Raw genomic sequence first — 26,025 nt, forward strand, 5'->3', positions numbered from 1 at the left:
CGTCACGTCCGCTTGTCCCCTTGTCATCCGCCTTGTACCGCAGCCACGACGTCGATGACTCCTCGCACCGGGGTCTTCGCCCATTGCGCGCGATGTATGACGGTCCCGTCCACGGCCACCGCAATCCCCAGAGGAGAGCCATCGACGGTCCGCCCGTCGGCTCTCAGCGTCTTGCCGGTACGGGCACTGACCAGATCAAGAATTGTCTCGTTACCGCCATGGGCGTACGGCTCTCCGTTGATCATCGTGGTGGTGCAACCGACATGGTTAATCGCCATGTGTTCACCATTGTGCGTCGTCATGATGGCTCCTTACCGGTTGCAGAATCGAAATGGGCTGACTGCCGTGAGTAGGGCCGGGTCATTGTCCTTTTCGGTGCCGCAGACGAAATCTGCGCCAATCATGGAGCCAATAGCGGCCAGAAGAATGCCGTGCCGAAAGTACCCCATCGAGACGGTGAGCCCGTCGCTTACCCGTCCGATCATGGGCACGTCATCGGGGGAACCGGGGCGGGACTTGGCCGTCATCTCGTAGAACTCGCAGTCGAGGATTCCGGGCACTAAGCGGTGGGCATCGCGTAGCAATTGGTGGACCCCCTCGGCACGCACCCCCACCATGCCGTCCTCCCGGGTCGTCGCGCCCAGGACGACGGTGCCGTCGACGCGCGGGACAATGTAAACTGCATTGCCCTGCACGACGCCGCGGATGGTCCTTGTCGCCAACGGCTGCAAGGCCTCGGGGACACGAAGGCGCAACACCTCACCTCGCACCGGACGCAGCAGACCAGTGAGAGCCTGCGGAATGCCGGCGATCTCACCGGTTTCTACCCCGGCCGCGAGTACGACGTGATCGGCGTGGTAGCTTCTGCCGTCGGCACCACGCAGACCAATCGCGCGATGATTCTCATCGAAGAGAACCTCACTGGCTCGGGTAGGCACGACCCGGTCACCAAGGATCTCCAGGATGGCACCGCACAGCCGTCGGGGATCGATTTGGTGGTCGCCAGGAATGTCGACAGCCCCGACGTATCCTGGGCCCAGTGCGGGTTCTGCCACTCGTGCCTGGGAGACGCTAATTCGGTTGATGTCCATGCCCATCCGGTGCTGGAGCTCCAGCAGTTCATTGAGGGTTTGATGATCGGCAGAATCCCCAGCGCAAACGAAGGTGGAACTCTCTCGATACCCGACGCCATGGCCAACGTCTTGGGCTATAGCGGTAGCGAAGTCGCGATAGATCCGGCCCGACTCCACTATCAGCGGGTAGAGGGTCGGTTGGTCCCAGACGACCTCGGAGACCGGGGCGAGCATCCCGGCAGCAGCGAAACTGGCACCGGAGACTGGAGCGTCGTCCAAGACGGAGACCTCGATCCCGCGACGACGCAGTCGCCAGGCCGTCGTCAGGCCGATAATCCCGGCTCCGGCGATGACGACCGAGGAAGGGCGACCACGCCCCGACGGTCGAGGAATCGAAGCCTCGGGACTGTGGCGGCTCTTATCGGCGTGACCCACGACAGTAGATCCAGCGAACATTTGGGGTATGACGGCAGTGCCCACAGCGTGTCCTTCCTTCGGCGGCATGACCCGCATCAGGTAAAAGCGGTCGGCGAATATGCCCTCTCAGCCGCATCTCGTTCCGTGCGACTCCCGCGGAAACTTCTCCCATCATAGGTCGTGGTCATGGAGGTCTGGTCCGTGGCTCCGTCCTCCAGACCTACAACCAGTTGTTCTTGCGGAATATGGCGTAGAGGATCACGCTGCTGGCCACCATTGCGAGTATGCAGTAAAGGTAGCCGAACCTCCAATGTAACTCTGGCATATTGTCGAAGTTCATGCCATAGATCGACCCGATGAGGGTGGGGACGACAAGGATGGCTGCCCAACCGGAGATGATCTTGAGATCCTCGTTGGAACGTTGGTCGACCAGGGTCGCGTTGACGGTGAGGATCTGAGTAAGTAGCTCTCGAATGTCGGTGATTTGTGAGGAGATCCGGGCTAGGTGGTCTGCGACGTCGACCAGGTAGGCCTGCAGTTCTGGAGGGACCTGGTGTTTGGCCGACCCTGCCCTGAGCGCCGCAATGATCGGAATGAGTGGGTTAGTGGCGTGTTGCAGGTCGATGGCTTCTCGAGACAGGCGGTAGATGCGTTCGGGGGCCGCAGAATCCCCACTGAACACCTGCCTCTCGATCTGCTCGATGTCGAACTGGATGCCGCTGATGACGGGGAAGGTCTGATCGACCACGCCGTCGAGAATCGTATACAGCACCGATTCAGGGCCGTGTCGCAGTAGTTCTCCGTCCCTGGGCAGGCGAGGAGCCCACCTGAGGCTCGACAGTTCGTCGGGTATGCGCTGCATGATGACGACGACGCAATTGCGCCGCTTAATGACTTCAGCCTCAACAAAGGCGACGTCCTCGATTGAATCGATGTAGAACGGTGGATGCAGCACCAGGAACAGGGCCTCGCCATGTCGCTCGAGCTTGGGTCGTTGATGGCCTTCGGCGAGGTCCTCAGCTAGCAACGGATCGAGGCTCATAAGGTCAACCAACCGCTTGATCTGCGTGCGATTGGGGCTCTGCTCAACGATGATTCCTAGCCGTTCCGGGTGCCCGTCCAACCAAGACAGAGTGGACTCGACATCAGGTTGATGCTCCGGGTCAGTCGGAACTCCCTGCTCGAACCACTTGATGTCGACAATGCCTGGTTTGGTGTCGGCGATCGGTCCGGTTGCCACTGGTGAGGTTCCCCCACGGGTCCTCGCGCTCGTTAGCGCGGTATTCTTGGGCTGGAATGTTGCTGACATTGAATCGCCTCCTCCGACATTTGCGCGGCAAGCCTACTGGGTACGGCGTCAGTCACCGCCGTCATGACCGTGGTTACCGGGGATGTCGTCATCGACATACATCCCTGGGGCATCGAGGATGATGTTGGTGCCACCCGCCACGTCAGAGAGCTCATTTGGTGCCAGCCACTTGGCTAGGTGGTAGACGCCGACGGTGACAATGGTGCCCAGAGCGATGCCGCCCAAGGTGAAGGACTCGCTGAACTTCAGCGACACGTCTCCGACACCGATGATGATTCCAGCGGCTACCGGGACGAGGTTCACCGGATTACCGAAATCGACCTTATTCTCCTTCCAAATTTTCGCTCCTAGCAGACCGATCATCCCATAGAGAACGACGGTGATGCCGCCCAAGACGCCGCTAGGTGTTGCCGAGATGACAGCGCCGAATTTAGGGGAGAAGCCAAACAGAATAGCCACGACGGCCGCTACCGCATAGGCAGCCGTCGAGTACACCCTTGTCGCAGCCATGACTCCGATGTTTTCCGAGTAGGTGGTCGTCGGGGCGGCGCCCAGGAAAGTCGCCAGCATCGAGGTCGCACCGTCGGCAGCCACTGCCCGTCCGACCTGGTGGTCGAGATTCTTACCGATCATCTCAGCGACGGCCTTGACATGGCCGGTGTTCTCAGCAATGAGGGCGATGACGACCGGCAGGGCTAGCAAGATAAACGCCAAGTGGAAGGTCGGCAGGTGGAATCCGACGACATTGGTTGACGCATAGTGGGACCCGTTGCGGGCCTGAGGCAGGTATCGCCAACTGTCCAAGCTCGTCACCGGAGGCAAGCCGATCCACGCGGAGCCATGTACCGCCGACCAATCTACCCGTGGGGCGGTGCTGCCATCGGAGTGGCGCAGCGGGCCGAAAACGAGATCTTCGACCCACGACAGCGCATAGCCGATAACCAGGGCCAAGAAGATAGCGATCCGGGACACGAAGCCGCGTGGTCCCACCGACAGTGCAATGACGAGCAGCATGACGATGAGTGCGGTCCACTGGTCGGTGGGCCAGTAGGCTTTGGCGACGACCGGCGCGAGGTTGAACCCGATGAGCATAACGACGGCGCCGGTCACCGTCGGTGGCAGAACCTTATGGACGACCCGAGATCCGGCGGTCTGGATGACGATGCCACAGATAAACAGGGTCAGGCCAACGCACAGCAGGGCACCAGAAACGTCATTGGGTTTACCTCCCGAAGCGTAGATAGCGGTGGCCACCCCAGGAAAAGCGGCCGACGAGCCGAGATATGACGGCACCTCATGCTGAGTCACGAAGATAAACACCAGGGTCGCCACACCCGACATCATGACCGCCAACTGTGGATTGAGACCCATGAGAACGGGGAAGACGAAGGTCGCCCCAAACATAGCCACCACGTGCTGGGCACCTAGCCCGATGGTGCGGCCCCACCCGAGCCTCTCATCGGGAGCCACCACCTCACCTGGCTTCAATACACCGCAATTGTGCAGTTTCCAGATCATGGGCGTCCTTCCAGGGTTGATTCCCTTCCAGAGCCTCAGCGTATCGGTCTGGCACGCATACTCATCCAAGCCCCGGATGGGTGACTTAGATCCAGGAGCGGAACCACATGCGCGCCAGCCATGCCTTACGGGTCATGAGACCGTCGGTGAGGATCGGGTAGATGAAGGCAAAATCTGCAGCGACCAGGGCCATCACCGTCCCGACGACAATCGCACCGATACGCCGTCGGCTAGTGGCCTTTGCTGGTCCGAGGATCCGACCGAGCCACATCGCCAAGATCGTTACGGTGAACGGGATGATGCAGATCGCGTAAAAGAAGAACAGCGGGCGGTCGTCGTAGCGGAACCACGGAATCCACGTCGACATCATGGCGACGATCGGCAGGGTGAACCGCCAATCACGGGCGAAGATCCACCAGATCACCGCAACCACCAGGGCGATGGCAGCGAACCACCACAGCACCGGGGTTCCGGTCGCAGAGATGATGCGCAGGCACGTACCACCGACGGCCCCACAACCCTGCTGGCCCGGTTTGATGTCGTTGACGGCGTCGATACCCAATGGACGCTGGTTCACCAGCCATCCCGACGGATTCGAGGCATAGACGTGGGTCTGCGTCATCATGTATGAGCCAGTGTGGAAGTCATATATTTGCAGATGGTAATCCCACAGTGCAGCCAATGGTTTCCCGATTACCTTAGACAGGCCTGGATCAGGGTTGGGGCCAGCCCACGACTTGCCGAAAACCATGTGTGGGTAGGTGACCAGCCATTTCGCCCAGGTGGCGATGTATGTCAGCAGTGCAACGATGACAAGGTACGCAAAGGCCGGCACCCCGTCCCGGAGGAAGGACCACCACGCCTTCACCCCGGCACCAGCTAAGCGACGCGCTGACCAGTCCCAGATGACAGAGACGACGCCTATGGTCGCCAGCACGAACACGGAATTCCATTTCGTGCCACAGGCTAAACCGAACATGATGCCTGCTACCAGCCGCCAGGGACGCCACCGCAGAGCGGGGCCGAAATCCCCGTCGAGGTGCGGACTTCCCATAGTGCGCAAATGATCGGCCAGTCGGTGACGAAACCAGTCCCGGTCGGCTGCTACCGCGGACACCCCTGCCACTAGGAAGAAGGCTTGGAAGATGTCGAGCAGGCCGATCCGGCTCATGACGAAGGCTAAACCGTCGAGGGTGAGCAGGATGCCGGCAATAGCCCCCACCATGGTGGAACGGGAGAGACGTCGAGCCAGCCGGATCGTCATGAGGACAAGCAGGGATCCAAAGACCACCGAGGCGAACCGCCAGCCGAAGGAGTTAAAGCCGAACAGCTGTTCCCCTGCTGCGATGAGCCACTTACCGACTGGCGGGTGAACGACGAACTCGGCGTCTGGAGTCCAGGTATTCGTGATCCCACGGATGATGTCGGCATTGGCCTTGGTGGCGTCGGGCCAGGTGGTCTCGTACCCCTGATGGAGCATCGTCCAGGCGTCCTTGGGGTAGTACGTCTCATCGAAGACGAGAGTGTTTGGGAACCCGACGTTCCATGTGCGCAGCAGGAAGGCCACAGTTGTGATGAGGGCCGTGATAATCCAGCTTGGGTACTCGTCGGTCATGCGACCGTCGTCGAGGCGTTCGAGGGTCGATCTTCTCGTTGCTGGCACAGTGCCATCGTAAAGGGTTGGTGGGACACTATCGTCGCGCCGGCGTGGGACGATAGCCCGGTGAGCAAGACACATCCGGGACGAGTCATCCTGGCAGGCACCCCTATTGGAGACCGTCGTAGCGCCTCGCCAGCCCTCATCGAGGCCTTGCGGGATGCCCGCGTCATTGCGGCCGAGGACACCCGCCGGCTGCGTGACCTGCTGCGCCACCTCGACGTCGAGACCTCTGCCCGCGTGGTGTCCTACTTCGAAGGCAACGAGTTCGCCCGCACGTCCGAACTTATCGACTGCCTTCTTAACGGTGACGATGTTGTGGTGACGACTGATGCCGGGATGCCTTCGGTTTCGGACCCAGGATACCGACTTGTCAGCGCAGCCATTGAGCATGGCATCGTTGTCACGTCGGTGCCTGGGCCCACCGCCGCCACGACGGCCCTGGCTATCTCCGGGCTGCCCACTGACCGGTTCTGTTTCGAGGGATTTCTGCCGCGCAAGTCGGGGGAGAGGCGTCGTCGTCTGGCCGAACTGGCTGAAGAGCCACGCACCACCGTCCTGTATGAGGCCCCGCACCGGCTTGCTGATCTTCTTGATGACGCCGCTGATGTCCTCGGTACCGATCGGCGGGCCGCGGTGTGCCGGGAACTGACGAAGACCTACGAGGAAGTTCGCCGCGGCGGCTTAGGCGAGTTGGCCAACTGGGCCCGTGAGCACGCCCGCGGGGAGATCACGATCGTTATCGAGGGAGCCCAGGGCACCGTCATCGGCATCGATGAGGCTGCTGAGATGGTCGCAGAGCTCACCGCCGACGGCATCAAGCGATCTAAAGCCGTCGCTCAAGTGGCCCGTGCCACCGGAGTCGACCGCCATGAACTCTATGACGCAGCCCAGAACGCTGTGACCACCGACAAGGAGGAATCGTGAACGAAGCCATCCGCGAGGTATTGAGCGAGGCCGGAGCACCGCCTCTGCCTGAGCCGTTGGCGGGCTGTATCGTGGATTCCCACACCCACTTGGACACCGTGCAGGACATCGTCGGCATCGAGCCGGCGATCAGCTTGGCAGCCGCTCGCGAGGTCGGGGTGACCCGCATCGCTCAAATTGGGTGTGACGTCGAGGGCTCCGAGTTCGCCGAGGAGTTGGCGCGGACGCACAAGAATGTCATCGCTGCGGTTGCCATCCATCCCAACGACGCTGCGCGTCTCGGCAGGACAACGATTGGTGAGGCTTTGAAACGGATCGACGAGCTTGCCAGCGTCGGCAACCACGTTCGCGCTATAGGTGAGACCGGGATCGACCATTTCGGTACCACCGACGCCGACGGTCAAGCTCTACAGCGCGAGGTTTTCGCCGCTCATATCGCCATGGCTCACGCCCACGGACTCACCTTGGCAATACACATGCGCGATGCCCATAATGGCGGTGAGAGTGGCGGGTCGAGCTCGGGCCGTCAGGCTCACGATGACGTCGTCGACGTTCTCAACGCGGAAGGCTGGCCCGATCGGGTTATCATGCACTGCTACTCGGGTGACGCTGACCTGGCCTGGATCTGCCTGAACCACGGAGCATACCTGTCGTTTTCAGGGACCATCACCTTCAACTCGGCCGGCCCACAACGCGACGCATTGGCGATCGCGCCGAACAACCGCATCCTCGTTGAGACTGACGCTCCCTTCCTCACCCCCGTGCCGTGCCGCGGCAAGCGCAACGGACCGTACTTGCTGCCTCACACCGCCCGCTTCGTCGCGGAGCAGCGTGGCTGGGATGAAGTCCATGCCTGTCAACAGTTAACCGATAACGCCTTTGCCGCCTACGGAGGTGCCTGGTGAGTGAGACCGGACTGCTTAACCCGGCGTCGATCCGACGCATTGCTGACCAGATCGGCTTGCGGCCGACCAAGACCCGGGGGCAGAACTTCGTCCACGACGCCAACACGGTGCGGCGGATCGTCTCCCTGGCACTGGTGGGATCCGAGGACCGGGTCATTGAGGTCGGCCCTGGGCTAGGGTCGCTTACCTTGGGACTGCTGGAAACCGGCGCGCAGGTCGTCGCCGTCGAGATTGACGAGACATTGGCCAACCAGCTTCCCGACACCATTGCCGAGCGGATGCCAGAAGCCGCTGAGAGGTTGGATGTCGTCCTGTCTGATGCCCTCGATGTCAAGGCCATTCCCGGCGCGGAACCCACCGCTTTGGTGGCGAACTTGCCGTATAACGTCGCGGTCCCGGTGCTGCTCCACATGCTGGCAATGTGCCCACAGTGGAGCACCGGCGTCGTTATGGTGCAGTCGGAGGTGGCCGACCGGCTGGTAGCCGCTCCCGGCTCCAAGATTTATGGCATCCCTAGCGCCAAACTGGCATGGTATGCCGAGGCGACCCGGGTCGGAAACGTTCCACCGACGGTGTTCTGGCCGGTGCCCAATGTGGACTCCGGGTTGGTCCGGATCACGAGACGACGTCCTCCCCAGATCGACGGACGGGACCCGCACGCCACCCGCTCCCAAGTCTTCCGAGTTGTCGACGCAGCCTTCGCTTCTCGCCGTAAAATGCTGCGCTCGGCCTTGGCTGGGTTGTGCGGTGGATCAACGGCGGCGTCCGAGCTCATCACTGCCGCTGGAATTGACCCGACGGCCCGCGGTGAAGCCCTTGACATTGCCGATCTGGCTCGGGTCGCAGAGGCTCTAGCCCAGGTTGGCGCCCTTGGTGACCCCGGTCAGGTGTGAACTTCTACCGGTACGGTAAGCACATGGTGATGATGGACGATCCGTTCGACTTGCTCCGGCCGACGACGGTGACGGTGCGGGTCAGCGCCAAGGTCAATCTGGCGCTCGGGGTCGGCAACCGCGCGCCTGACGGTTTTCACCCGTTGGCGACGGTTTTTGAGGCTATTTGTATCTACGATGAGGTGACGGTGACTCGTCGCGACGATTCGCGCATCACCCTCACCATCTCAGGAGAGGACGCCAACCAAGTCCCCACCGATGAGACGAACCTGGCCTGGCAGGCTGTGGAACTCGTCCGCAACGAATCCGTCCCAGAGTGGGAAAATCGTGGCCACGGCGTTGATATTCACATCGATAAGTCGATTCCGGTCGCTGGTGGGATGGCTGGTGGATCAGCTGACGCCGCGGGCGCCCTTATGGCCGCAGCCGCGCTGTATCGGATCCCCGATTCTCCTGAGGAATTGCAACCGCTGGCTGCCGAGCTCGGCTCCGACGTACCTTTTTGCCTCACCGGTGGAGTGGCGTTAGGGCGAGGCCGAGGAGACCGCCTTGCGCCGGTGATCTGCCGAGGACGTCATCGCTGGGTCTTCGCGACATCGAATCAAGGACTGTCCACCCCAGCCGTCTACCGGCGTTTCGACGAGTTAGGCGGCAACCCTGGGGGAGAAGCAGTCCCTAATGACCTTATCTCGGCCTTGACCCGCGGCGATCTCGATGCTGTCGCTGGCAGCTTGAGCAATGATTTACAGGCCGCCGCTATTGACCTTAGACCTGAACTTGAAGAGGTGCTGACGGTCGGGCGGGAGGCCGGAGCACTGACCGCTCTGGTCTCCGGGTCGGGGCCGACCTGCGCTTTTCTCGTTCGGGGCACCGCTGGCGTCAAGAAGGTCAGCACTGCGGTGTCCAATCTGCCCCAGGTTCATCGCACCCGAATTGCCTGCGGTCCAGCCGCGGGAGCGCAGCTCCTGCCTGGCCCGGTGGGGAGTTTCGCATGACCCGCCCCATACATCAGAACGCTCCGCATCAGAATTTGCCACAGAAGGATGCGGTCGACGGCATTATCGCGGCGTGGGCTAGGGAGCGTCCTGATCTGCCCGTCGAGGTGATGGAGGTGTGGTCGCGCGTCTCGAGGCTCGCTCGTCGTCTGGATCGTGACCGCGCCAAAGCGTTCTCGCAGTGGGGCCTCGAGGGCTGGGAATTCGACGTGCTAGCGGCCCTGCGACGCTGTGGTGAGCCCTACCAACTTAGTCCGGGCCAACTTCTCAACGAGCTCGAGGTGGCATCAGGGACGATGACTAACCGCATTACGAGGCTGTCGGATCGTGATCTGGTGCGGCGCCTTCCCCATCCCAAGGATGGGCGTGGAGTCATCGTCGAACTCACCGATGAAGGGCGCAACCGGGTCGATGGTGCCCTGGCGGCACTACTTGAGTCTGAGGGACGTCTACTCGACTCGATGGACGCCGAGGTCGTCGAGCAGCTAGGCCAAGGTTTGCGCGCCGTCCTGGCTCGTCAGGAGGAGCTGGACTGAGGGATTTCTCTCTCGGCGTGGTGGCTGAGACGTGGGCTCTCCGAGAGACGAGCGAGCCCGTTGAAAGCCAAATCAACTAGATGGGCGGCAACGACCTTCTTGGCCGGTTCACGGGTGTCGAGCCACGCCTGGCCGGTCATGCCGACCATGCCGGTGAGAGCTTGGGCGTACAGGTAGGAGTACGAGGCGTCGAACCCGTGACGGTCGAAGTTGTCAGAGAGAATTCCCTCAGCCCACGATGCGACGTCGGAGAGAATCGATGCGTACGAACCGGTGGTTGAACCGACCGAGGAGTCTCTCGAAATGATCCGAAAACCGTCTGGACGATCACCGATGTAGTCCAACAAGGCCAATACCGCTGACTCAAGGGTGCGTTTCGGACCCTGTTTTGGGCGAGTCATGGCAGCATTGAGGGAATCTTGCAGGTGGCGCACCTCGCGGTCTACAACGACGGCGTACAGCCCATTTTTGGACCCAAAATGCTCGTAAATGACCGGCTTAGAGACTCCCGCAGTCGTAGCGATCTCCTCGACGGAGGTCCCCGCCACGCCATTATCCGCGAAAAGTCGGCGGGCCACACTGATGAGCTGTTCACGACGCTGACCACTGGTCATCCGCGCATGGCGCTGGGGGGGTGATGGCTGGGATGTGAATTCGGACGTCATGACATTGAGCCTACTCAGCGCTGCCGCGTGGCCGAATCGCGATGCATGCTCTAGAGTTATGGGGACTCGGTTCGCCGAGCGTTCCCCGGTTGGTCTGTCGGCAGGGCCCGCCTGACTTTGAATCAGGATTAGCGACGCAGGTTCGACTCCTGCCCGGGGAGCCCGCTCATCCCGCTCCCCACAATGCGGTGTCACCAAGTGACGGCTAAAGTAAATCCTGCATGCCACATCCGAGCCTGGGGGAGCACCGTGACGTCGAGCCCGTCCACTGACCGAGCCATGATCGACGGAGTGGCCGCCGTCATCGTGCTGGCTGCCGGCGGCGGCACCCGCATGAAATCGACCAAGTCCAAGCTGCTGCATGAGGTTGCTGGTCGGCCAATGTTGTCGTGGGCGGTCGGAGCGGCTCGCGGACTTAACCCGGACCACCTCGTCGTGGTCGTGGGGCATCGTCGTGAGCAGGTCGAAGCTCATCTGGCTGAGGATGCCCCCGACGTCACCACGGCTGTCCAGGCGGAGCAAAAGGGTACTGGTCACGCCGTCGCATGCGGTCTCGAGGGATTGGGTGAGCTCCACGGTGAGGTCGTCGTCACCTACGGCGACGTCCCTATGCTCACCGGTGAGACTCTTCAGCAGATGGTTGAGGTTCATCGTGAGCGCCGCAATCTTGTCACGGTTCTCACCGCTGAAGTCGAGGACCCTACCGGTTACGGACGCATCCTGCGAGACGGCGAGGCCGTCGTGGGCATCGTCGAGCACAAAGACGCCGATGAGGCCCAGCGAGCTGTCCGCGAGATCAATTCCGGTATTTATGTTTTCGATGCCGGAGCCTTGCGCGATGGTGTCTCCAAGCTTTCTAACGACAACGTTCAGGGCGAGTACTACCTCACCGACGTTGTCACCATGGCTGCTGACGGCACTGTCGAAGTTCCTGGCCGCGGTCGCGTTGGCGCCTTCCGTATCGATGATGTTTGGCAGACCGAGGGGGTCAACGACCGGGTCCAGCTCGCCCGCATGAATGCCGAGGTTAATCGCCGCATCGTCACTGGATGGATGCGCGCCGGGGTCACTGTCATTGATCCCTCAGCGACGTGGGTCCAGCCTGATGTTGATCTTGCCAATGACGTCACTCTGTATCCCGGAGTTTTTCTCAATGGGGCCACCACCATTGGTGCTGGGGCCACGGTTGGTCCGGACGTCACCGTCACCGACTCCGAGATTCGCGAGGGAGCCACCGTCACCCGCTCCGAGATCACTCTCGCCGTCGTCGGTGAGGGAGCGCGGGTTGGCCCATTCTCAAACATCCGTCCTGGTTCCGTACTCGACCGTGACGCCAAAGTCGGAGCCTTCGTTGAAGCCAAGAACACCCACGTCGGAACGGAAGCGGCCATTCCCCACATGGCCTACGTTGGCGATTCCGAGGTGATCGCAGGATCCTCCGTCGTTGCCGGATCCGTTCTCTCTCGGGAGTACGCAGCTCCCGCCACCAACTCGGACGTCACGTCCGACAGCCAAGACGACACCCCGACCCCGGAGGCTGACCAGTGAGTGGAACCACCCGTCCGAACAACAAGCACCTCATGATCTGCTCAGGACGGGCCTATCCCGAACTTGCCGAGCAGATCGCTGCCGAACTCGGCGTCGAGCTTGTCCCGTCGCGTCAGGTTACGTATGCGAATTCGGAGATTTACGTGCAGTTCCAGGAGTCTGTGCGCGGCTGTGATGCCTTCGTCATCCAGTCCCACAGTGCCCCGGTGAACGAAGCGATGATGGAACAGCTCATCATGATTGACGCCCTCAAGAGGGCTTCGGCCAAGCGCATTACCGTGGTTTCTCCGTTTTACCCCTACGCCCGTCAGGATAAGAAACACCTAGGACGGGAGCCCATTTCCGCCCGTCTCATGGCCGACCTCTATCAGGCTGCCGGAGCCGACCGCATCATGTCAGTCGATCTGCACGCCGCCCAGATCCAGGGATTCTTTGATGGTCCAGTTGACCACTTGTGGGCCCTTCCGGTGCTCGCCGACTACGTCACCTCTAAATATGACAATTCCGACATGGTCGTCGTTTCCCCGGATGCAGGTCGGGTGCGCCTGGCTGATATGTGGACCGACAAGATCGGCTGCCAGCTGGCCATTATTCATAAGCGTCGTGACCCGAATAAAGCCAACGAGACGACCACCCATGAGGTTGTCGGTGAGGTCGAGGGTAAGACCTGTCTGCTTGTTGACGACATGGTCGACACTGCAGGCACGATGTGCCAGGCTGCCTTGGCTCTCAAGAAACACGGTGCTAAACGGGTTATCGCCGCTGCCACTCATCCGATCCTGTCGGACCCGGCTGCGGAGCGCATCAATAACTCTCCCATCGAGGAGCTTATCGTCACCAACACCCTCAAGATCCGCGAGGGCATCAACATTCCCGCCATGACGCTGTTGTCCATCGCCCCGCTTATCGCCAAGGCGATTCAGGAGGTTTTCGAGGACGGGTCAGTGACGAGTCTGTTCCGCTAATTTGCCTCTGCAAGGGGCGCAGCGTCGTGCCCCTTCGCGCCGGTCGAGATGGCCCTCTTGGTTGATACCGTTCGTCCGTCAGGATCAGGTCTTGGCCGGAGGTGCGCCCTTTTGACTCCGGCGCACCTCCGACCTGTCCCGATTGGAGGGAATATGTGGCCCATCAGGACGGTAAGGGCCTGTTGCGCAGGGGTGGTGGCGACAGCCGTAGTCATGGCTGCTTTTGCAACAGGTGGGGCCCACGCCGCAGGGACTAGGGAAACGGGTAAGCCGCAGGCATATCCCGTCCCTGGTCTTTTCCATCCGTGCAGTGGTTCCGTGATCCCAGACTGGCACTACGGCGAGACGAACCGCCACTACCAGTCCGACGGAACGTTGCAGTTCACGAACCAAACCGACCATGCAGTTAACTACACCGCCAGCGTGAAAACATCCACCAACCACAAAATCGACTCCAACTCGGCATCCAAGCTTCCCCCGAATTGGAACACCACCCTCAAAACGGAGTTGGGGATCGTTGCCTCCAACGGGTGGCATGACAAGGAAACCTTCGGCCCCGTCAAACTTGGCCCTGGAGAGTCCTTCCGGGTTGAATACGGTGTCACCCTCAAGAGGTTCGTGGGTATGTTCTTAGGGTGCCGGGACGGGTATCTTCAGCCCAGCGGCGGGGCTGGCGTCATCCAGGGTACCGCGCCAGCCGAGCGGTACGCATACGCGCTCGTCATCCACAAGGATGGTTCCATCTCGGATCGTGCCCTGTCCATTCCGTCGCGAGGATCGGGCAAGAACAGCCGAGTCGTTGACGATCGCGACATTTTTATGGCCGGTCCGAATCTGGAGAAGCTCGCTGATCCCAGCAAGGATATTCCGGTCGAACCGACCAGCCCACTATGGCGCGATCCCTCTTGGCCCAAGCACGGAGAGCAGTGTGCGGCGAACGGTTGGTACCCGTTGGACATCTCCGGTATTGATCCGCTTGTCCGTCAGCCCGGGTACTCTCAGGACTTCCTCAATTGGTCCAAGGGCCAGTACCACTTCACTTCTGTTACTGACACCGTTGTGGGAGCTCAGTACGCAGGATACGTGAACTGGAACCCCTCCTCCTACGGACCACCACGCGGATGGTTGGAATCCGTCGGGGCGATATACCGCGCCTACCTACCCGTCAAGACCGAGCTCAAGGGCGTCGATCTTGCTCCCGGGGAGAAGGTTCATGTCGAATATGGCACCCTGCTGCGGCGAGTGAACTACCGCGAGGTTGGTTGCAAGGACGGCGTTGCATCTATCGTCTCCAATTACGGACTGGCCTCCGCGCCTGCCGGATTCTGGGCTGAGGCCACCATTACTGGCACCGACGGAGCCAAACGTACCGTCGATGTCACCCCTGACGCGTGGAAGCGTCTTCCTGTACCCACCCAAACCACCCGCTGACCCCCATCTTCACTTGCTTCTTGGAAGGAACAACAATGATTCGCTCACTCGTCGCCACTCTCGCCACCGGAGCTATCGTCGCTGCTGGTGCCCAGATGCCCGTCCAAGCCCTGCCGGTGCAGCACCAGAATCCCGCCAACCCGACCACCATCGGTGCCCCTTGTTCGAACCCTGGTGACACCGGACAGACCGTTCATGTAGTGCGCAGCTACTTCGATGGCTCTGCTGGAACGTGGACCGTCTCTAACTGCAACGACACTCCGCTGCCGGTGACGCGATCCATCACAGAAACGAAGACGAAGAACTGGTCGATTTCGGCAGGCATCGACTTCCCGCTGCTCGATGTGATCCACATCTCCATTTCCAGCAGCTACAGCACCTCTTCTACCTATGAGGTTGGGGAGACCGTCGGTCCGTACGACATCGCCCCGGGCAAGACCGCAGTTCTCCAAGCCGGATGGATCGTCTCCGACTTCGAAGGGCAGCACACTGTCTGCGGTTCCGACAAAAAGTGGCAGGGCCGCGGTGACCACTTCACCGCCACCCTCCCACGGGAGCATCACGTAAGGATCAGCACCCGCGACAATGAGCAGTATGACGCCTGAGATGCTAAAGAGGATCAGCGTGTTGCGGCGGACAGTAATGGGTGCGGTAACCGTGGTCGTGGCGTTGACCACCGTGCTCCCAGCAGTTCCTGCTCATGCCGTCAGGGAATCGTCAAACAGCGGGATCGATTTCGAGTTGCCCCAGCGGTGGAACGACGACTATAAGCCCGGTACTCGTTGCACACCGCAGGGGACGCGGGGTGTGTACGTGACGGCGTCTCGTCGATGGTTCAAACAGACTGACGGGGCTAGCGTGGAGAACACTACCGACGTTGCCCTGCCCGTGACCCACACCGTCACGGTCAAGCGCAGTGAGACGACCGAGGTCAAGGCCGAGATCAAAGCCGCTGGCACGTTGGCCACGTACCTCAATCAGTCTTACGGCTTCGACTACGTCGACACGGTGTCGTGGGAGCTGTCACAGCAGGTGGGGCCTTACGACCTTGCTCCGCACACCCAGGGACGTTTGGTATGGGGATTCATCATGCTGGATGTTGACGCCCAGAACGTTAGTTGTGGGGCTAATCTCACCTGGCACGCGATCGGGAAACCATTCTCAGGAACTAATCCCGAATCCCGGTATGCCCAGTTGACGTCCGAGGACTCGATTGACTGAGAAGCCTGAATATGCCCCGTGAGGGTCACAACCTGGGCAACTCAGGTTGTGACCCTCACGTCGTATGGGTAAGCTTTTTTAAGCTTGGCGAGGGACCGCAAGGTCCGTGATCGACTGGCCGTCCACTGGGCTTCCTCTCGTCGAGCCGGTTTACCTCAACGAGAAGGAGACGCCACTATGGCAGACATTATTCACCTTAAGGCAGAGCAGCGTACCGAGTTCGGTAAAGGCGCCGCGCGTCGGATCCGTCGCAACGACAAGGTTCCCGCCGTCATGTACGGTCACGATCACGACCCGATTCACGTGACCCTTGACGGCCACGCTACCTTGTTGGCTCTACGTACCGAGAACCCGCTGCTCTCAATTGAGATTGAGGGCCGGGAACCGATGCTCGCCCTACCGAAGGACATTCAGCGTGACGTTCTCAAGGGATTCGTCCGCCATGTTGACCTGCTGTCCGTGCGTCGTGGCGAGAAGGTGGACGTGAACGTCGCCCTGCGCGTCACCGGTGAGTCGGCCCCCGGCACCATCGCCATGACTGAGTTCAACGAGATCGAGGTCCAGGCTGACCTTCTCAACATCCCTGAGGTTGTCGAGATCGACGTCACTGGCCTCGAGGCCGGCACGACGATCTATCTCGGTGACCTCAAGCTCCCCGAGGGCACCAGCCTGCTAGGCGACGCGGAGGCTGTTGCCGCCACTGTTGTCTTCCCGGAGACCGAGCCTGTTGAGGGTGAGGACGCTGAGGGCGAGTCCGAGGAGAAAGCTGAGCAAGAGTGAGCCCATCGTGGCTCGTGATCGGGCTCGGCAATCCGGGCCCGCGTTATGACGGCACCCGACACAATGTCGGGGCAGACGTCATAACCGAGTTATGCCGTCGGGTCGGTGAGAACCTCTCGCCGGCCCGTGGTCAACGAGCGGAACTTGTTCGCACTCGCTTGAGCTCGGCGGGTCTGGGTATACCAGCTGCAGACGCCCAGACCGTCACCCTCATGCGCAGCCGCACGTACATGAACGAGTCGGGTATCGCCGTCCGCAAGGTCGCGGACTTCTCGGGGATCACCCCGGACCATCTCATCGTCGTTCATGACGAAATTGATCTTGACCCGGGTCGGCTGCGCATAAAAAAGGGAGGCGGAGACAATGGCCACAATGGACTGAAATCCATTCGAGTCCACATACGTACCGGTGATTTCATTCGGGTGCGGGTCGGTGTTGGGCGTCCTCCCGGTCGCCAGGATCCAGCTGACTGGGTGCTGGCCCGGGTGCCTGCCAGGCAGCGCGCTGACATGGACGCTCGGGTGGCCCTGGCTGCCGACGCCGTCGAAATGATCATTACTCAAGGACTGGCGGCGACCCAGAACCGCTTCAATTCCTGACCGGCTCTGCGTAGCGGTTCTCGATGCACCCGTGGATAGGGTCTCGGTAATATGCCCTTCCATCGGGATAGAAATCACGCAGGGGATCCATCGCACAGTCCACCATCTCCGCTGTAACGGTGTCCGAGTAGAAGGCAATATGCGGGGTGATGATCACGTTTGGGAAGGAACGGAGCAACACAAGGTCGTAGTTGTCCAGGGCGTCGGGACGGTGATCATGGTGAAAATACCTGTGATCATCCCCCAATAACGTCAATTGCAGCGCCCGCAACCTTGCCAGATCCGATGGCATCGCAGTGCCCCGGTACGAATGAGTTCACCGCGGGCACAGGTGATGAGGAGAACCCCATCGCACATCATGGCGAATTGTTTAGCGTCGATCATGTGATGGTTCACGGGTAGGGCGGGCACATGCAAAATGATGGCGTCGTCGTTGAACAGGGTCTCCAGGTTGAGGAACTCGACGATGTCGTTCAGTTGTGGATCCGGCAGGATGTCGTAGACCAAGACTCGCAGCCAAAGGGTTGCAATAGATGGGCGATCCTCGAGCCAATCGCCTTGCGCCAATGATGCCCACGGTCATCTCCGCGAGTTGTCGACCGGCGGAGCGTTCCAGCGAGTGATCTTTCGCCACAGCCCAGGATGAGCTTCATGCGTCTCACCGCCATCAGGGGCATCATGAGGGTGTGTTCCGCCACGCTCTTCGGGGAGTAGATGAGAGGGGACGCGCCTATTGCGTCACATCTGGTGCAAGGTTGGGAGAGATGGCTAAGCCCGAAGTTTCGGCCGCGGGTGTGCGGTCGCATGCTGCGTGGACGCTGGTGTGGTATTGCGGGACTGGGTGGTATGACGCCCTATCCCTGAAGGAGCCCTGCGCAGACTAGTTTCGAGTCGTGAGCCGATACAAGCGTGATTGGGCTCGGGGGTGCCGAGCCCAATCACGGACGTCTGCTTCAGCGAGTGAAGTCGGTGATGACGCTGGTCCCCACTGTGTTGTAGGTAGACATGGCGGTGAGAGCGTCATTCACTTCACTTAGTGCGATGGTCTTGGCGACGAGCTGGCCTGGCTTCACCTTGCCAGCGGCAACCTGGTTGAGCAGGTAGCGAAACTCGACGGCAGGCATTCCGAAGGACCCTCGGAAATCGATCTCCTTGGAGACGATGTCGTTGATCGTCAGCGGTACCTGGCCGGCTGGCCCTTCCGGGGTCATGCCGATCTGGATGTGGATCCCTCGAGAGCGCAATGAGTTGACCGCATTGTGGAGCGTATCGGAGATTCCTAGGGCGTCGATGCTCTTGTCCGCACCTCCGCCGGTCAATTCGCGAACTGCCGCCACCGGATCGGTCTCATGCGAGTTGATGGTCTCGACGGCCCCGACCTTGCGTGCCAGCTTAAGCTTGTCATCGGCGAGGTCGACGGCGATGACGTTTGCTCCCGCACTGGTAGCGACAAGTGTGGCCGACAGGCCTACTCCCCCCGCGCCATAGACCACCAGCCAGTCACCGGGATGGATCCGTCCGACCTCGATGACACCGTGGTAAGCGGTCATGAAGCGGCAGCCCATACCCGCAGCATCGGTGAAGGTGACGGCATCGGGAAGTTTTACGAGGTTCGCATCTGCATCCGGCACGGCGACAAACTGCGCAAATCCGCCGTCATAGCTGAATCCGGGCATGGATACCTCGGGGCAGACGTTGGAGTGACCGCTTCGGCAGTATTCACAGTGACCACAACCCAATGTGAAGGGGACGATTACCCGGTCGCCAACGCGGTACCGGCTGACGTTGGTGCCGGTCTCACTGATTTGCCCGACGAATTCGTGTCCGAAGATGTGAGGCAAGGAGTTGCCGGTGAATCCCGGCCACTCGCCCTGCCAGCCGTGCCAGTCGCTTCGGCAGACGCCACAGGCCTTCACCTCGACGAGCACGCCGTCCGGGTCATGGGTTGGTTCAGCCACATTTTCGATGACTAGTGGCTCTTTGTAGTGCTCAACTACTGCTGCTTTCATTATTGGTGACGCTTTCTGCTGATCCCGTCTTGCTCTGCGTCGCAGTCGGTGCGCCGTAGAAGCGCGATGTGCCCGGGGTGACCGGCGTCGTGTTGGCGGTTCCTAGGCTAATCGTTTCTATGAGGATAGACGCCAGGGGTTCGTTCATGGTGGCTCGAGGGATATGTTCGTGTGGACTGTGACGTACCGAGAGGCGAGGCATGTGTGGAAGCTCCATGTTTGCGTCGTCGAACGGTGTCGTCATTGGGCCCAGGAGTTGATGCCATGGGTTTTCCAAGGCGGATCGCAGCGGGGTGAGGCTTCCCCGTGGGTTGCCGTGTTTAGGCTCTGCTCCACGGCTTCGCCCGCTCGGCAGATCATGATCCGACGCCTACACTGTTTTGGTGACTTTCGGCGGATTGACCTCCCTTCTTTCCCGCGAGCCGGTGCTCTCCCACGCTGTGGAAGATGCTCTTACCCGGCGCACCCCCACTCTTGACCTCCAGGTGACCGCGTCGGCTCGCCCGGCGGTGGTGGCCGTACTGAGCCGGTCTCTCGATGGTTCCCGGCGCCTTCCGGTGTTGCTAGTGACGAGTACGTTTCGGGAGGCCGAGGAGTCGGTTGCCACCCTGGAGACCTGGCTTGGCGGCGACGCCGTCTGTTACTACCCGTCGTGGGAGACCCTGCCTCATGAACGTCTAAGCCCGCGTACCGATACCGTCGGCCGACGCATGGAGGTACTGCGTCGGCTGTGTGGCACCGAGGGTGAGGTGCCACAAGTAGTCGTCGCCCCAGTGCGTTCCTTGCTACAGCCGCAAGTAGCTGGCTTGGGACGCATCAAGCCGGTGCACCTTGCCGTAGGGGAGGAACACGACCTCACAGAGCTGGCGACCGAACTCATCAACGCCGCCTATAGCCGTGTTGACATGGTGGAACGCCGTGGCGAATTCGCAGTACGTGGCGGCATCGTCGACGTCTTTCCACCAGTGTTGGAACACCCGGTTCGTATCGATTTCTTTGGTGACAAGATTGAGGAAATGACCTCCTTCGCGGTAGCCGACCAGCGATCGACCGATGAGACCCACGAAGAACTTATCTGTGCTCCGTGTCGTGAGCTCATTCTTACCGACAACGTGCGTTCCCGAGCCAAGGCCTTACTGCCCGATCATCCCGAGCTGGCTGACATGCTGGAGCGGATTGGTGACGGTCAGGCTGTTGAGGGAATGGAGGCTCTCATGCCGGCCCTGGTCGACGAGATGGAATTGCTCGTTGACGTCCTGCCTGAGCATGCCATGATCGTTCTGTCGGATCCGGAAATGGTGCGCTCCCGGGCTGCGGATCTGGTTCGCACTTCTGAAGAGTTCCTTGGCGCTGGATGGGCAGCTGCCGCCGGTGGTGGACAAGCTCCTATCGACCTGGCCGCCTCGGGTTATCGCAGCTTGACCCGCGTAAGATCGCATTGCCTGGAGCGTGGCATGGCCTGGTGGTCAATGTCCTCTTTCACCTTGGATGCTTCGGCAACTGATGTCCTCGGCGCCGACGAGCCCGCCACCAGTGCTCCGCAGACCGTCAATCCCCAGTTAGTGGCCGTTGAGCCGTGGCGTGGCGACGTTGAGGCAGCCGTCAAAGATCTGACGACCCGCCTTGACGACGGTTGGACGGTCGTTCTGTGCGCCGAGGGTGAGGGCACGGCGAAACGCATGACCGAGCTGCTGGGCGAGCATCACGTCGCAGCCAGGCAGGTCGAAGATGCCGCCCTGGATGTCACTGAGCCGTGCGTTCAGGTCATCCGGCGTCATCAGCGTCATGGTTTTGCTGCCGAATCCCTCAAGTTACTCGTTGCCTCCACTGGTGACCTTGCGGAATCTCAGGATCCGGCCGTCACCAGCGAGCGGCGTATGCCTCGGCGACGTCGCAATCAGATTCAGCCTCTGGAGCTCAAGTCGGGTGATTTCGTCGTCCATGAGCAGCATGGTGTGGGACGGTACGTGGAGATGGTGCAGCGCACTGTCGGCGGTGCCACCCGTGAATACCTCGTTATCGAGTACGCGCCGTCCAAGAAGGGTCAGCCCGGCGACCGCCTTTTCGTGCCGGTGAACTCGCTGGATCAGGTGACCCGCTATGTCGGTGGAGATGCTCCCAGCCTCGACCGCATGGGTGGGGGAGACTGGCGCAAGCGCAAGGCACGTGCCCGCAAGGCGGTTCGTGAGATCGCCGCTGAGCTCATCAAGCTCTACGCGGCTCGGCAGGCCACCAAGGGGCATGCTTTCGGCCCTGATACTGCATGGCAGCGGGAGTTGGAGGACGCCTTCGCCTACGTTGAGACCCCTGACCAGCTCACCACCATCGCCGACGTCAAGCGCGACATGGAACAGGTTGTTCCAATGGATCGGCTGGTCTGTGGCGATGTCGGCTATGGCAAGACTGAAATCGCGGTACGCGCTGCGTTCAAGGCCGTGCAGGATGGCAAGCAGGTGGCAGTGCTGGTGCCTACCACGCTGCTGGTGCAGCAGCATTTCCAGACCTTCACCGAGCGTTACGCGGGATTCCCCGTCAAGGTGGCGGCCCTATCTCGCTTCCAGACTGACGCTGAAGCTCGCGAGGTCCTCGAGGGGCTCAAACGCGGTACCGTCGACGTCGTCGTCGGTACCCATCGCCTGTTGGCCAAAGAGGTTGAGTTCAAGGATCTTGGCTTGGTCATCGTCGATGAGGAGCAGCGTTTTGGCGTCGAGCACAAGGAGGCACTTAAGCGTATGAGGGTCAACGTTGACGTGCTTGCTATGAGCGCCACGCCGATCCCGCGCACCTTGGAGATGGCAGTAACGGGCATCCGTGAGATGAGTACGATCGCCACTCCGCCGGAGGAACGTCACCCGGTGCTCACTTTCGCCGGACCCTATGACGAGGGGCAGGTCGTTGCGGCCATTCGGCGCGAGCTTGCCCGTGAAGGTCAGGTTTTCTACATCCACAACCGGGTGCAGTCCATCGAGAAGACGGCTGTCAAGTTGCGCGAGCTCGTGCCGGAGGCGCGGATCGTCACTGCCCACGGCCAGATGAACGAGAAGCAGCTTGAGCGGATCATGGTGGACTTCTGGGAACGTCGCGCTGACGTGTTGGTCTGTACGACGATCGTTGAGTCGGGTATTGACATTCCCACTGCCAACACCCTGCTCATCGATCGTGCTGACCTCATGGGTCTGTCCCAGCTTCACCAATTGCGTGGCCGAGTGGGGCGGTCTCGGGCGCGCGGCTATGCCTACTTCCTGTACCCGGCGGATAAGCCACTCTTTCAGACGGCTCACGACCGCCTGGCGACGATGGCCGCCCACACCGACCTGGGTGCCGGCATGGCTATTGCCATGAAGGATCTGGAGATTCGCGGCGCCGGGAACCTGCTTGGTGGTGAGCAATCCGGGCACATCGCCGACGTTGGCTTTGATCTGTACATCCGTCTGGTGGGTGACGCCGTCGCTGAGTTTCGTGGGGACGGCACCGCTGCCGACGAGCCGGAGATGCGCATTGAGCTGCCCGTTGACGCCAACCTTCCGGTTGAGTACGTCGAAACCGAGCGCCTACGCCTGGAGATGTACAAACGACTGGCTGAGGTGCGCAGTGACGAGGAGATTGACGCCATTGGAGCCGAGTTGGTCGACCGCTATGGACCGATGCCCGAGCCCGTCCAGGCCCTGCTTGGGGTGGCGCGATTCCGCCTGCTGTGCCGGCAGGCTGGAATTCACGAGGTCGTTCCAGCCGGACGTAACATCCGGTTTTCGCCGGTGGACCTGCCGGAATCTCGGGTGATGCGCCTCAAGAGGTTGTATCCCGGATCGGTGGTCAAACACACAGCGGGTCTGGTGCTGGTGCCTAAACCCATGACCGCAAAGGTTGGAGGCCAGCCCTTGGGAGGTGCCGAGCTGCTCGACTGGGCATCGCGAGCTGTCACCGGGGTTTTGGGCGTTAAGACTCTGGCATCGACAAGTAACTGACTGGCAGCTTGGCGTTAGGCACGGCTCCTCACGTTCGGCATGTATTTCCCGAACCCTCATGTAGTGAGGTCACGGTGAGTACGTTGGAAAAATTTAGATGGGCGATGCTTTCCGATATTGCGCGAGGGAATAAAACGCTGTCATGTAGCTATTCTTTGACGCGTACCGGATGGGGCGGCGGTCCGCGGATGGTTATCGTCTCGCGGTAGAGGGTATCTCTGTAGTTCCGAGGCGTGGATGCGTTTAATACCAGTCACATATTGAGGTTTCGTTTCTATAGTGGTGCTGGTGACCCATGGGCGATGAATTGTTAACCAGGGGAGTTCAATTTTCGTATAGGGGAAGGAGAGGATGTGCTTCGGGGCATAACCTGTCGTTTTTCTAACGGTCGCACAGTTTTGTTGGGCGTCAATGGTGCCGGGAAGTCGACCCTGTTCAGGCTCATGGCGGGGGTGCTCGTCCATCTGCAGGGTTCGCCACGCTCCCCGGGTCGGGCGGGGCTAGCGCGAGGCGTAATAACTGGCCAGTGCCGTCAGGTATGAGCCCGGTGGGGGTTGGTTGGGTTGTAGCTGCCATCACTGCGGGTGGGTCGGTTACGCTCGTCTCGCTGTCCGTTCCGGTGATTGTTGAGCGTTACTGTTATAGGTGCCTCAGTCGGGCCAGCGATACGATGCCGAAACGAGGGGCCTCATCGCGCCCCACACCAATCCAGATAAGATCCGGGGCATAAGATAAGCGATTGTACCCTCGTTTTTCGTGGCAGGAGATGTGATGACGATGCGACGACGGCTCGGTGCCGCTGCGGTGGCTGTTGCCCTGGTAAGTGTGGCGTCCGGGTGCGCGAGCTCCCCGAGCACCGCGGCCACGGTGGGGAACACAACGGTGACAATGAAGTCCGTTGACGATGCCGTCGAGCATTGTTCGAAGTTCATCAATCCTTCTTCGGAGATCACCCCGCGCCAGATCATCTCCTCGACGGTTATCCGTGGAGCCGCTGCGCAAGAGGTCCTGGATAAGCGCGGGGCGAAGCTCTCCGACGCTGAACGTGACCACATCGTCGCTCGAAATGGCATGACGGCTTTGACCTCCGATCAGGTCTGTCACACGATGGTCCGTAACTTTGCGGGCTTGTTGCATCTTCTCGACCTCGAGGGTGAAAAACAGGCGAAGGCTGACCTGTCCGCTGTTGGTGTGAAGGTCAACCCGCGTTTGGGATCTTGGGATGCTGGCAACCTGGTCGTTCAGGACAGTTCGTCCCTGTCTCAGCCGTTCAGTAAGATTTCCTGATTCCGTCGATGACGGTTGAGGAGGGGCGATCTAGGGCCGATTTCAGCGATCTCGTCACAGTGATGGCGAGGTTGCGCGAGGAATGTCCATGGGATCGCAGCCAGACCCACCGATCCCTGGTGACTTACCTGGTCGAGGAGACCGGGGAGGTTATTGACGCCATCGAGGCCGGTACCGATGACGATCTCGTCGAGGAGTTGGGTGATCTGCTCCTCCAGGTTGTATTCCATTCTCGGATCGGTGAGCAGGAGGGACGTTTCGACATCGACGAGGTCGTCGGTGGGATCGTGGCCAAACTTGTGGCCCGTCATCCCTATGTGTTTTCCGACGAGGAAGTGCCTGAAGACCTCGACTCTGCATGGGAAGCCCGTAAGGCCGCGGCAAAAGGACGCACCTCCAGCCTCGACGGCATCGGCCGGTCCCTTTGTAGCGTAGCCCGCTGCGCCAAGGCCATCTCACGGGCGCGCAGTCGTGGAGTGGATGTCAAATTGCCCGATGAGCCGATCACTGCGGAGGAGACTGGTGAACAGTTTTTGACCCTTATCGCTCGTGCCCAGGCGAGCGGTGTCGACCCAGATCAGGCGCTTCGAGACCGTTTGCGCAGTCTCGAAGACGAGATCAGGGAGGCTGAACACCTCACTTCTTGACCGATACTCGGTTTATCGCCGCGACATTTCTCGTTGCTGAGGCGGTGGTCTGGGTGGCGATGACCAGTACGGTAGTCGGAGGCGTAGAGGAGGTGTGCGATGTGGCGAACCCTGGTGGCGGTGTGTGTCGCCGTCGTCGCAGTGGGGGCGTTGTCCGCTTGCAAGGGCAGTGTCAACGACCCGGCTGGCATTACTGAGGTATCGGATGCCCCCGCAGCTTCGGCGCCGCCGGCGAGTCAATCCTCCGGCCGCAAGCCGACTCCGCAGGATGTGAATCCGAACGCTATGTCGACGGCAACCCCGCGGCGAGGCGGGGTGAAGGACTTTCTGCCCGGCGTTACCGGAATTATCAGTGATCGTGTCGTTACCGGCTCGACCTCTCAGACCGTTGTCGTCGAGGCCGTACCGTCACCGACTACTACTTTCTGTGTGATACCACCGACGCACTGACCAGCGTCACTGAAGACGACGAATCGACGACATCGGCACCGTGCCATGGAGGGTTCGCTCATCTGAGCGTTGGCAAGCGGGCACAAAGCGGGCAGGTCGAGCTGCAGATTGACGCACCTGACAACGTCACCTACGAATTCGTCATCGCTGAAAACCCAGTGAAGGATCAACGGCAGTGAGTGACGAGCGGCCCTGAAATACCTCTAGTTGGTCGGCTTCGATACGCTT

Annotated in this window: 24 protein-coding genes, 1 tRNA gene, 2 pseudogenes and 1 riboswitch; of the genes and pseudogenes, 18 read left to right on the forward strand and 9 right to left on the reverse strand. The window is 60.8% G+C overall.

Annotation, left to right across the window (positions count from 1 at the left end; all coding sequences use genetic code 11):
- Positions 1–23: 23 nt before the first annotated feature.
- The 5 genes from thiS to F1563_RS07965 form a co-directional block, all read right to left on the reverse strand.
- Entirely contained in the window at positions 24–305 is a 282-nt protein-coding gene (gene thiS / locus F1563_RS07940; protein WP_371863508.1) for a sulfur carrier protein ThiS, read from the reverse strand.
- 6 nt (positions 306–311) lie between these two features.
- Positions 312–1,586, reverse strand: a complete 1,275-nt coding sequence (gene thiO, locus F1563_RS07945; RefSeq protein ID WP_002526928.1) for a glycine oxidase ThiO — start codon at positions 1,584–1,586, stop codon at positions 312–314.
- Positions 1,546–1,657, reverse strand: a riboswitch (TPP riboswitch). It overlaps the preceding gene by 41 nt.
- A 53-nt stretch (positions 1,658–1,710) precedes the next feature.
- A complete protein-coding gene (locus F1563_RS07950) occupies positions 1,711–2,730 on the reverse strand; it encodes a magnesium and cobalt transport protein CorA (protein ID WP_002533913.1) in 1,020 nt (339 codons plus the stop codon).
- Between the two features lie 117 nt (positions 2,731–2,847).
- Positions 2,848–4,317 carry a uracil-xanthine permease family protein gene (locus F1563_RS07960; protein WP_036958255.1) on the reverse strand — a complete coding sequence of 490 codons (1,470 nt, stop codon included), beginning with the start codon at positions 4,315–4,317 and terminating at the stop codon, positions 2,848–2,850.
- A gap of 85 nt (positions 4,318–4,402) precedes the next feature.
- On the reverse strand, positions 4,403–5,932 hold the full coding sequence (locus F1563_RS07965) for a dolichyl-phosphate-mannose--protein mannosyltransferase (protein WP_002526931.1): 1,530 nt from the start codon (positions 5,930–5,932) through the stop codon (positions 4,403–4,405).
- Between the two features lie 108 nt (positions 5,933–6,040).
- On the opposite strand from F1563_RS07965, the gene rsmI reads away from it, so the two are divergent.
- Genes rsmI through F1563_RS07990 form a run of 5 tightly spaced genes read left to right on the forward strand, consistent with a single transcriptional unit; the run spans position 6,041 to position 10,230 of the window.
- Positions 6,041–6,901 (forward strand): 16S rRNA (cytidine(1402)-2'-O)-methyltransferase, encoded by an 861-nt coding sequence (rsmI, locus tag F1563_RS07970; RefSeq protein WP_002526932.1) that lies wholly within the window; start codon positions 6,041–6,043, stop codon positions 6,899–6,901.
- Positions 6,898–7,806 (forward strand): TatD family hydrolase, encoded by a 909-nt coding sequence (locus F1563_RS07975; protein WP_002526933.1) that lies wholly within the window; start codon positions 6,898–6,900, stop codon positions 7,804–7,806. The genes rsmI and F1563_RS07975 overlap by 4 nt, the downstream gene beginning before the upstream one ends.
- A complete protein-coding gene (rsmA, locus tag F1563_RS07980; protein ID WP_002526934.1) occupies positions 7,803–8,699 on the forward strand; it encodes a 16S rRNA (adenine(1518)-N(6)/adenine(1519)-N(6))-dimethyltransferase RsmA in 897 nt (298 codons plus the stop codon). The genes F1563_RS07975 and rsmA overlap by 4 nt, the downstream gene beginning before the upstream one ends.
- Positions 8,700–8,722: 23 nt before the next feature.
- The gene (locus tag F1563_RS07985) at positions 8,723–9,694 is read left to right on the forward strand and encodes a 4-(cytidine 5'-diphospho)-2-C-methyl-D-erythritol kinase (RefSeq protein WP_036958257.1); all 972 of its coding nucleotides are present in this window, start codon (positions 8,723–8,725) and stop codon (positions 9,692–9,694) included.
- The gene (locus F1563_RS07990; protein ID WP_002526936.1) at positions 9,691–10,230 is read left to right on the forward strand and encodes a MarR family winged helix-turn-helix transcriptional regulator; all 540 of its coding nucleotides are present in this window, start codon (positions 9,691–9,693) and stop codon (positions 10,228–10,230) included. Before F1563_RS07985 ends, F1563_RS07990 begins: the two co-directional genes overlap by 4 nt.
- Here the strand turns inward: F1563_RS07990 and F1563_RS07995 are convergent.
- Positions 10,212–10,844: a TetR/AcrR family transcriptional regulator gene (locus F1563_RS07995; RefSeq protein ID WP_002526937.1), complete on the reverse strand. Its 633-nt coding sequence runs from the start codon at positions 10,842–10,844 to the stop codon at positions 10,212–10,214. The genes F1563_RS07990 and F1563_RS07995 overlap by 19 nt on opposite strands.
- Positions 10,845–10,977: 133 nt before the next feature.
- On the opposite strand from F1563_RS07995, the gene F1563_RS08000 reads away from it, so the two are divergent.
- The 8 genes from F1563_RS08000 (at position 10,978) to pth (ending at position 17,439) form a co-directional block, all read left to right on the forward strand.
- Positions 10,978–11,056, forward strand: a tRNA-Gln gene (locus F1563_RS08000).
- An 88-nt stretch (positions 11,057–11,144) separates the two neighbouring features.
- Positions 11,145–12,443, forward strand: coding sequence for a bifunctional UDP-N-acetylglucosamine diphosphorylase/glucosamine-1-phosphate N-acetyltransferase GlmU (gene glmU, locus F1563_RS08005; protein WP_172623620.1), 1,299 nt, complete (start codon positions 11,145–11,147; stop codon positions 12,441–12,443).
- On the forward strand, positions 12,440–13,408 hold the full coding sequence (locus F1563_RS08010) for a ribose-phosphate diphosphokinase (protein WP_007433395.1): 969 nt from the start codon (positions 12,440–12,442) through the stop codon (positions 13,406–13,408). Before glmU ends, F1563_RS08010 begins: the two co-directional genes overlap by 4 nt.
- A 153-nt stretch (positions 13,409–13,561) precedes the next feature.
- Positions 13,562–14,839, forward strand: coding sequence for a hypothetical protein (locus tag F1563_RS08015; protein WP_172623621.1), 1,278 nt, complete (start codon positions 13,562–13,564; stop codon positions 14,837–14,839).
- Between the two features lie 35 nt (positions 14,840–14,874).
- Positions 14,875–15,444 (forward strand): hypothetical protein, encoded by a 570-nt coding sequence (locus tag F1563_RS08020; RefSeq protein WP_002526941.1) that lies wholly within the window; start codon positions 14,875–14,877, stop codon positions 15,442–15,444.
- A gap of 1 nt (position 15,445) precedes the next feature.
- Positions 15,446–16,060 carry a hypothetical protein gene (locus F1563_RS08025; RefSeq protein WP_172623654.1) on the forward strand — a complete coding sequence of 205 codons (615 nt, stop codon included), beginning with the start codon at positions 15,446–15,448 and terminating at the stop codon, positions 16,058–16,060.
- 177 nt (positions 16,061–16,237) lie between these two features.
- Entirely contained in the window at positions 16,238–16,840 is a 603-nt protein-coding gene (locus F1563_RS08030; RefSeq protein WP_002526943.1) for a 50S ribosomal protein L25/general stress protein Ctc, read from the forward strand.
- On the forward strand, positions 16,837–17,439 hold the full coding sequence (gene pth / locus F1563_RS08035) for an aminoacyl-tRNA hydrolase (protein WP_002526944.1): 603 nt from the start codon (positions 16,837–16,839) through the stop codon (positions 17,437–17,439). The genes F1563_RS08030 and pth overlap by 4 nt, the downstream gene beginning before the upstream one ends.
- Here pth and F1563_RS08040 read toward each other — a convergent pair.
- The 3 genes and pseudogenes from F1563_RS08040 to F1563_RS08055 form a co-directional block, all read right to left on the reverse strand.
- Positions 17,429–17,731 carry a hypothetical protein gene (locus F1563_RS08040; protein WP_002526945.1) on the reverse strand — a complete coding sequence of 101 codons (303 nt, stop codon included), beginning with the start codon at positions 17,729–17,731 and terminating at the stop codon, positions 17,429–17,431. The two genes, pth and F1563_RS08040, sit on opposite strands and share 11 nt — an antisense overlap.
- A 62-nt stretch (positions 17,732–17,793) precedes the next feature.
- Positions 17,794–17,969: pseudogene (locus F1563_RS14220) on the reverse strand (NAD(P)-dependent oxidoreductase); the annotation flags it as partial.
- Positions 17,970–18,392: 423 nt separating this feature from the next.
- Entirely contained in the window at positions 18,393–19,448 is a 1,056-nt protein-coding gene (locus tag F1563_RS08055; RefSeq protein ID WP_002526947.1) for a zinc-dependent alcohol dehydrogenase family protein, read from the reverse strand.
- 380 nt (positions 19,449–19,828) lie between these two features.
- On the opposite strand from F1563_RS08055, the gene mfd reads away from it, so the two are divergent.
- The 5 genes and pseudogenes from mfd to F1563_RS08080 all read left to right on the forward strand — a co-directional run bounded on the left by mfd (position 19,829) and on the right by F1563_RS08080 (position 25,976).
- Positions 19,829–23,413, forward strand: coding sequence for a transcription-repair coupling factor (mfd, locus tag F1563_RS08060; RefSeq protein ID WP_149302631.1), 3,585 nt, complete (start codon positions 19,829–19,831; stop codon positions 23,411–23,413).
- A 353-nt stretch (positions 23,414–23,766) separates the two neighbouring features.
- A complete protein-coding gene (locus F1563_RS08065) occupies positions 23,767–23,955 on the forward strand; it encodes an ATP-binding cassette domain-containing protein (protein WP_227431994.1) in 189 nt (62 codons plus the stop codon).
- Positions 23,956–24,184: 229 nt separating this feature from the next.
- The gene (locus F1563_RS08070) at positions 24,185–24,700 is read left to right on the forward strand and encodes a hypothetical protein (RefSeq protein ID WP_002526951.1); all 516 of its coding nucleotides are present in this window, start codon (positions 24,185–24,187) and stop codon (positions 24,698–24,700) included.
- An 8-nt stretch (positions 24,701–24,708) separates the two neighbouring features.
- Positions 24,709–25,347 (forward strand): nucleoside triphosphate pyrophosphohydrolase, encoded by a 639-nt coding sequence (locus F1563_RS08075; protein ID WP_002526952.1) that lies wholly within the window; start codon positions 24,709–24,711, stop codon positions 25,345–25,347.
- A gap of 99 nt (positions 25,348–25,446) precedes the next feature.
- Positions 25,447–25,976, forward strand: a pseudogene (locus tag F1563_RS08080) (hypothetical protein).
- Positions 25,977–26,025: the final 49 nt, after the last annotated feature.

Origin of the sequence: Cutibacterium modestum (genome assembly GCF_008326345.1) — a bacterium.
Classification (GTDB): Bacteria; Actinomycetota; Actinomycetes; order Propionibacteriales; family Propionibacteriaceae; genus Cutibacterium; species Cutibacterium modestum.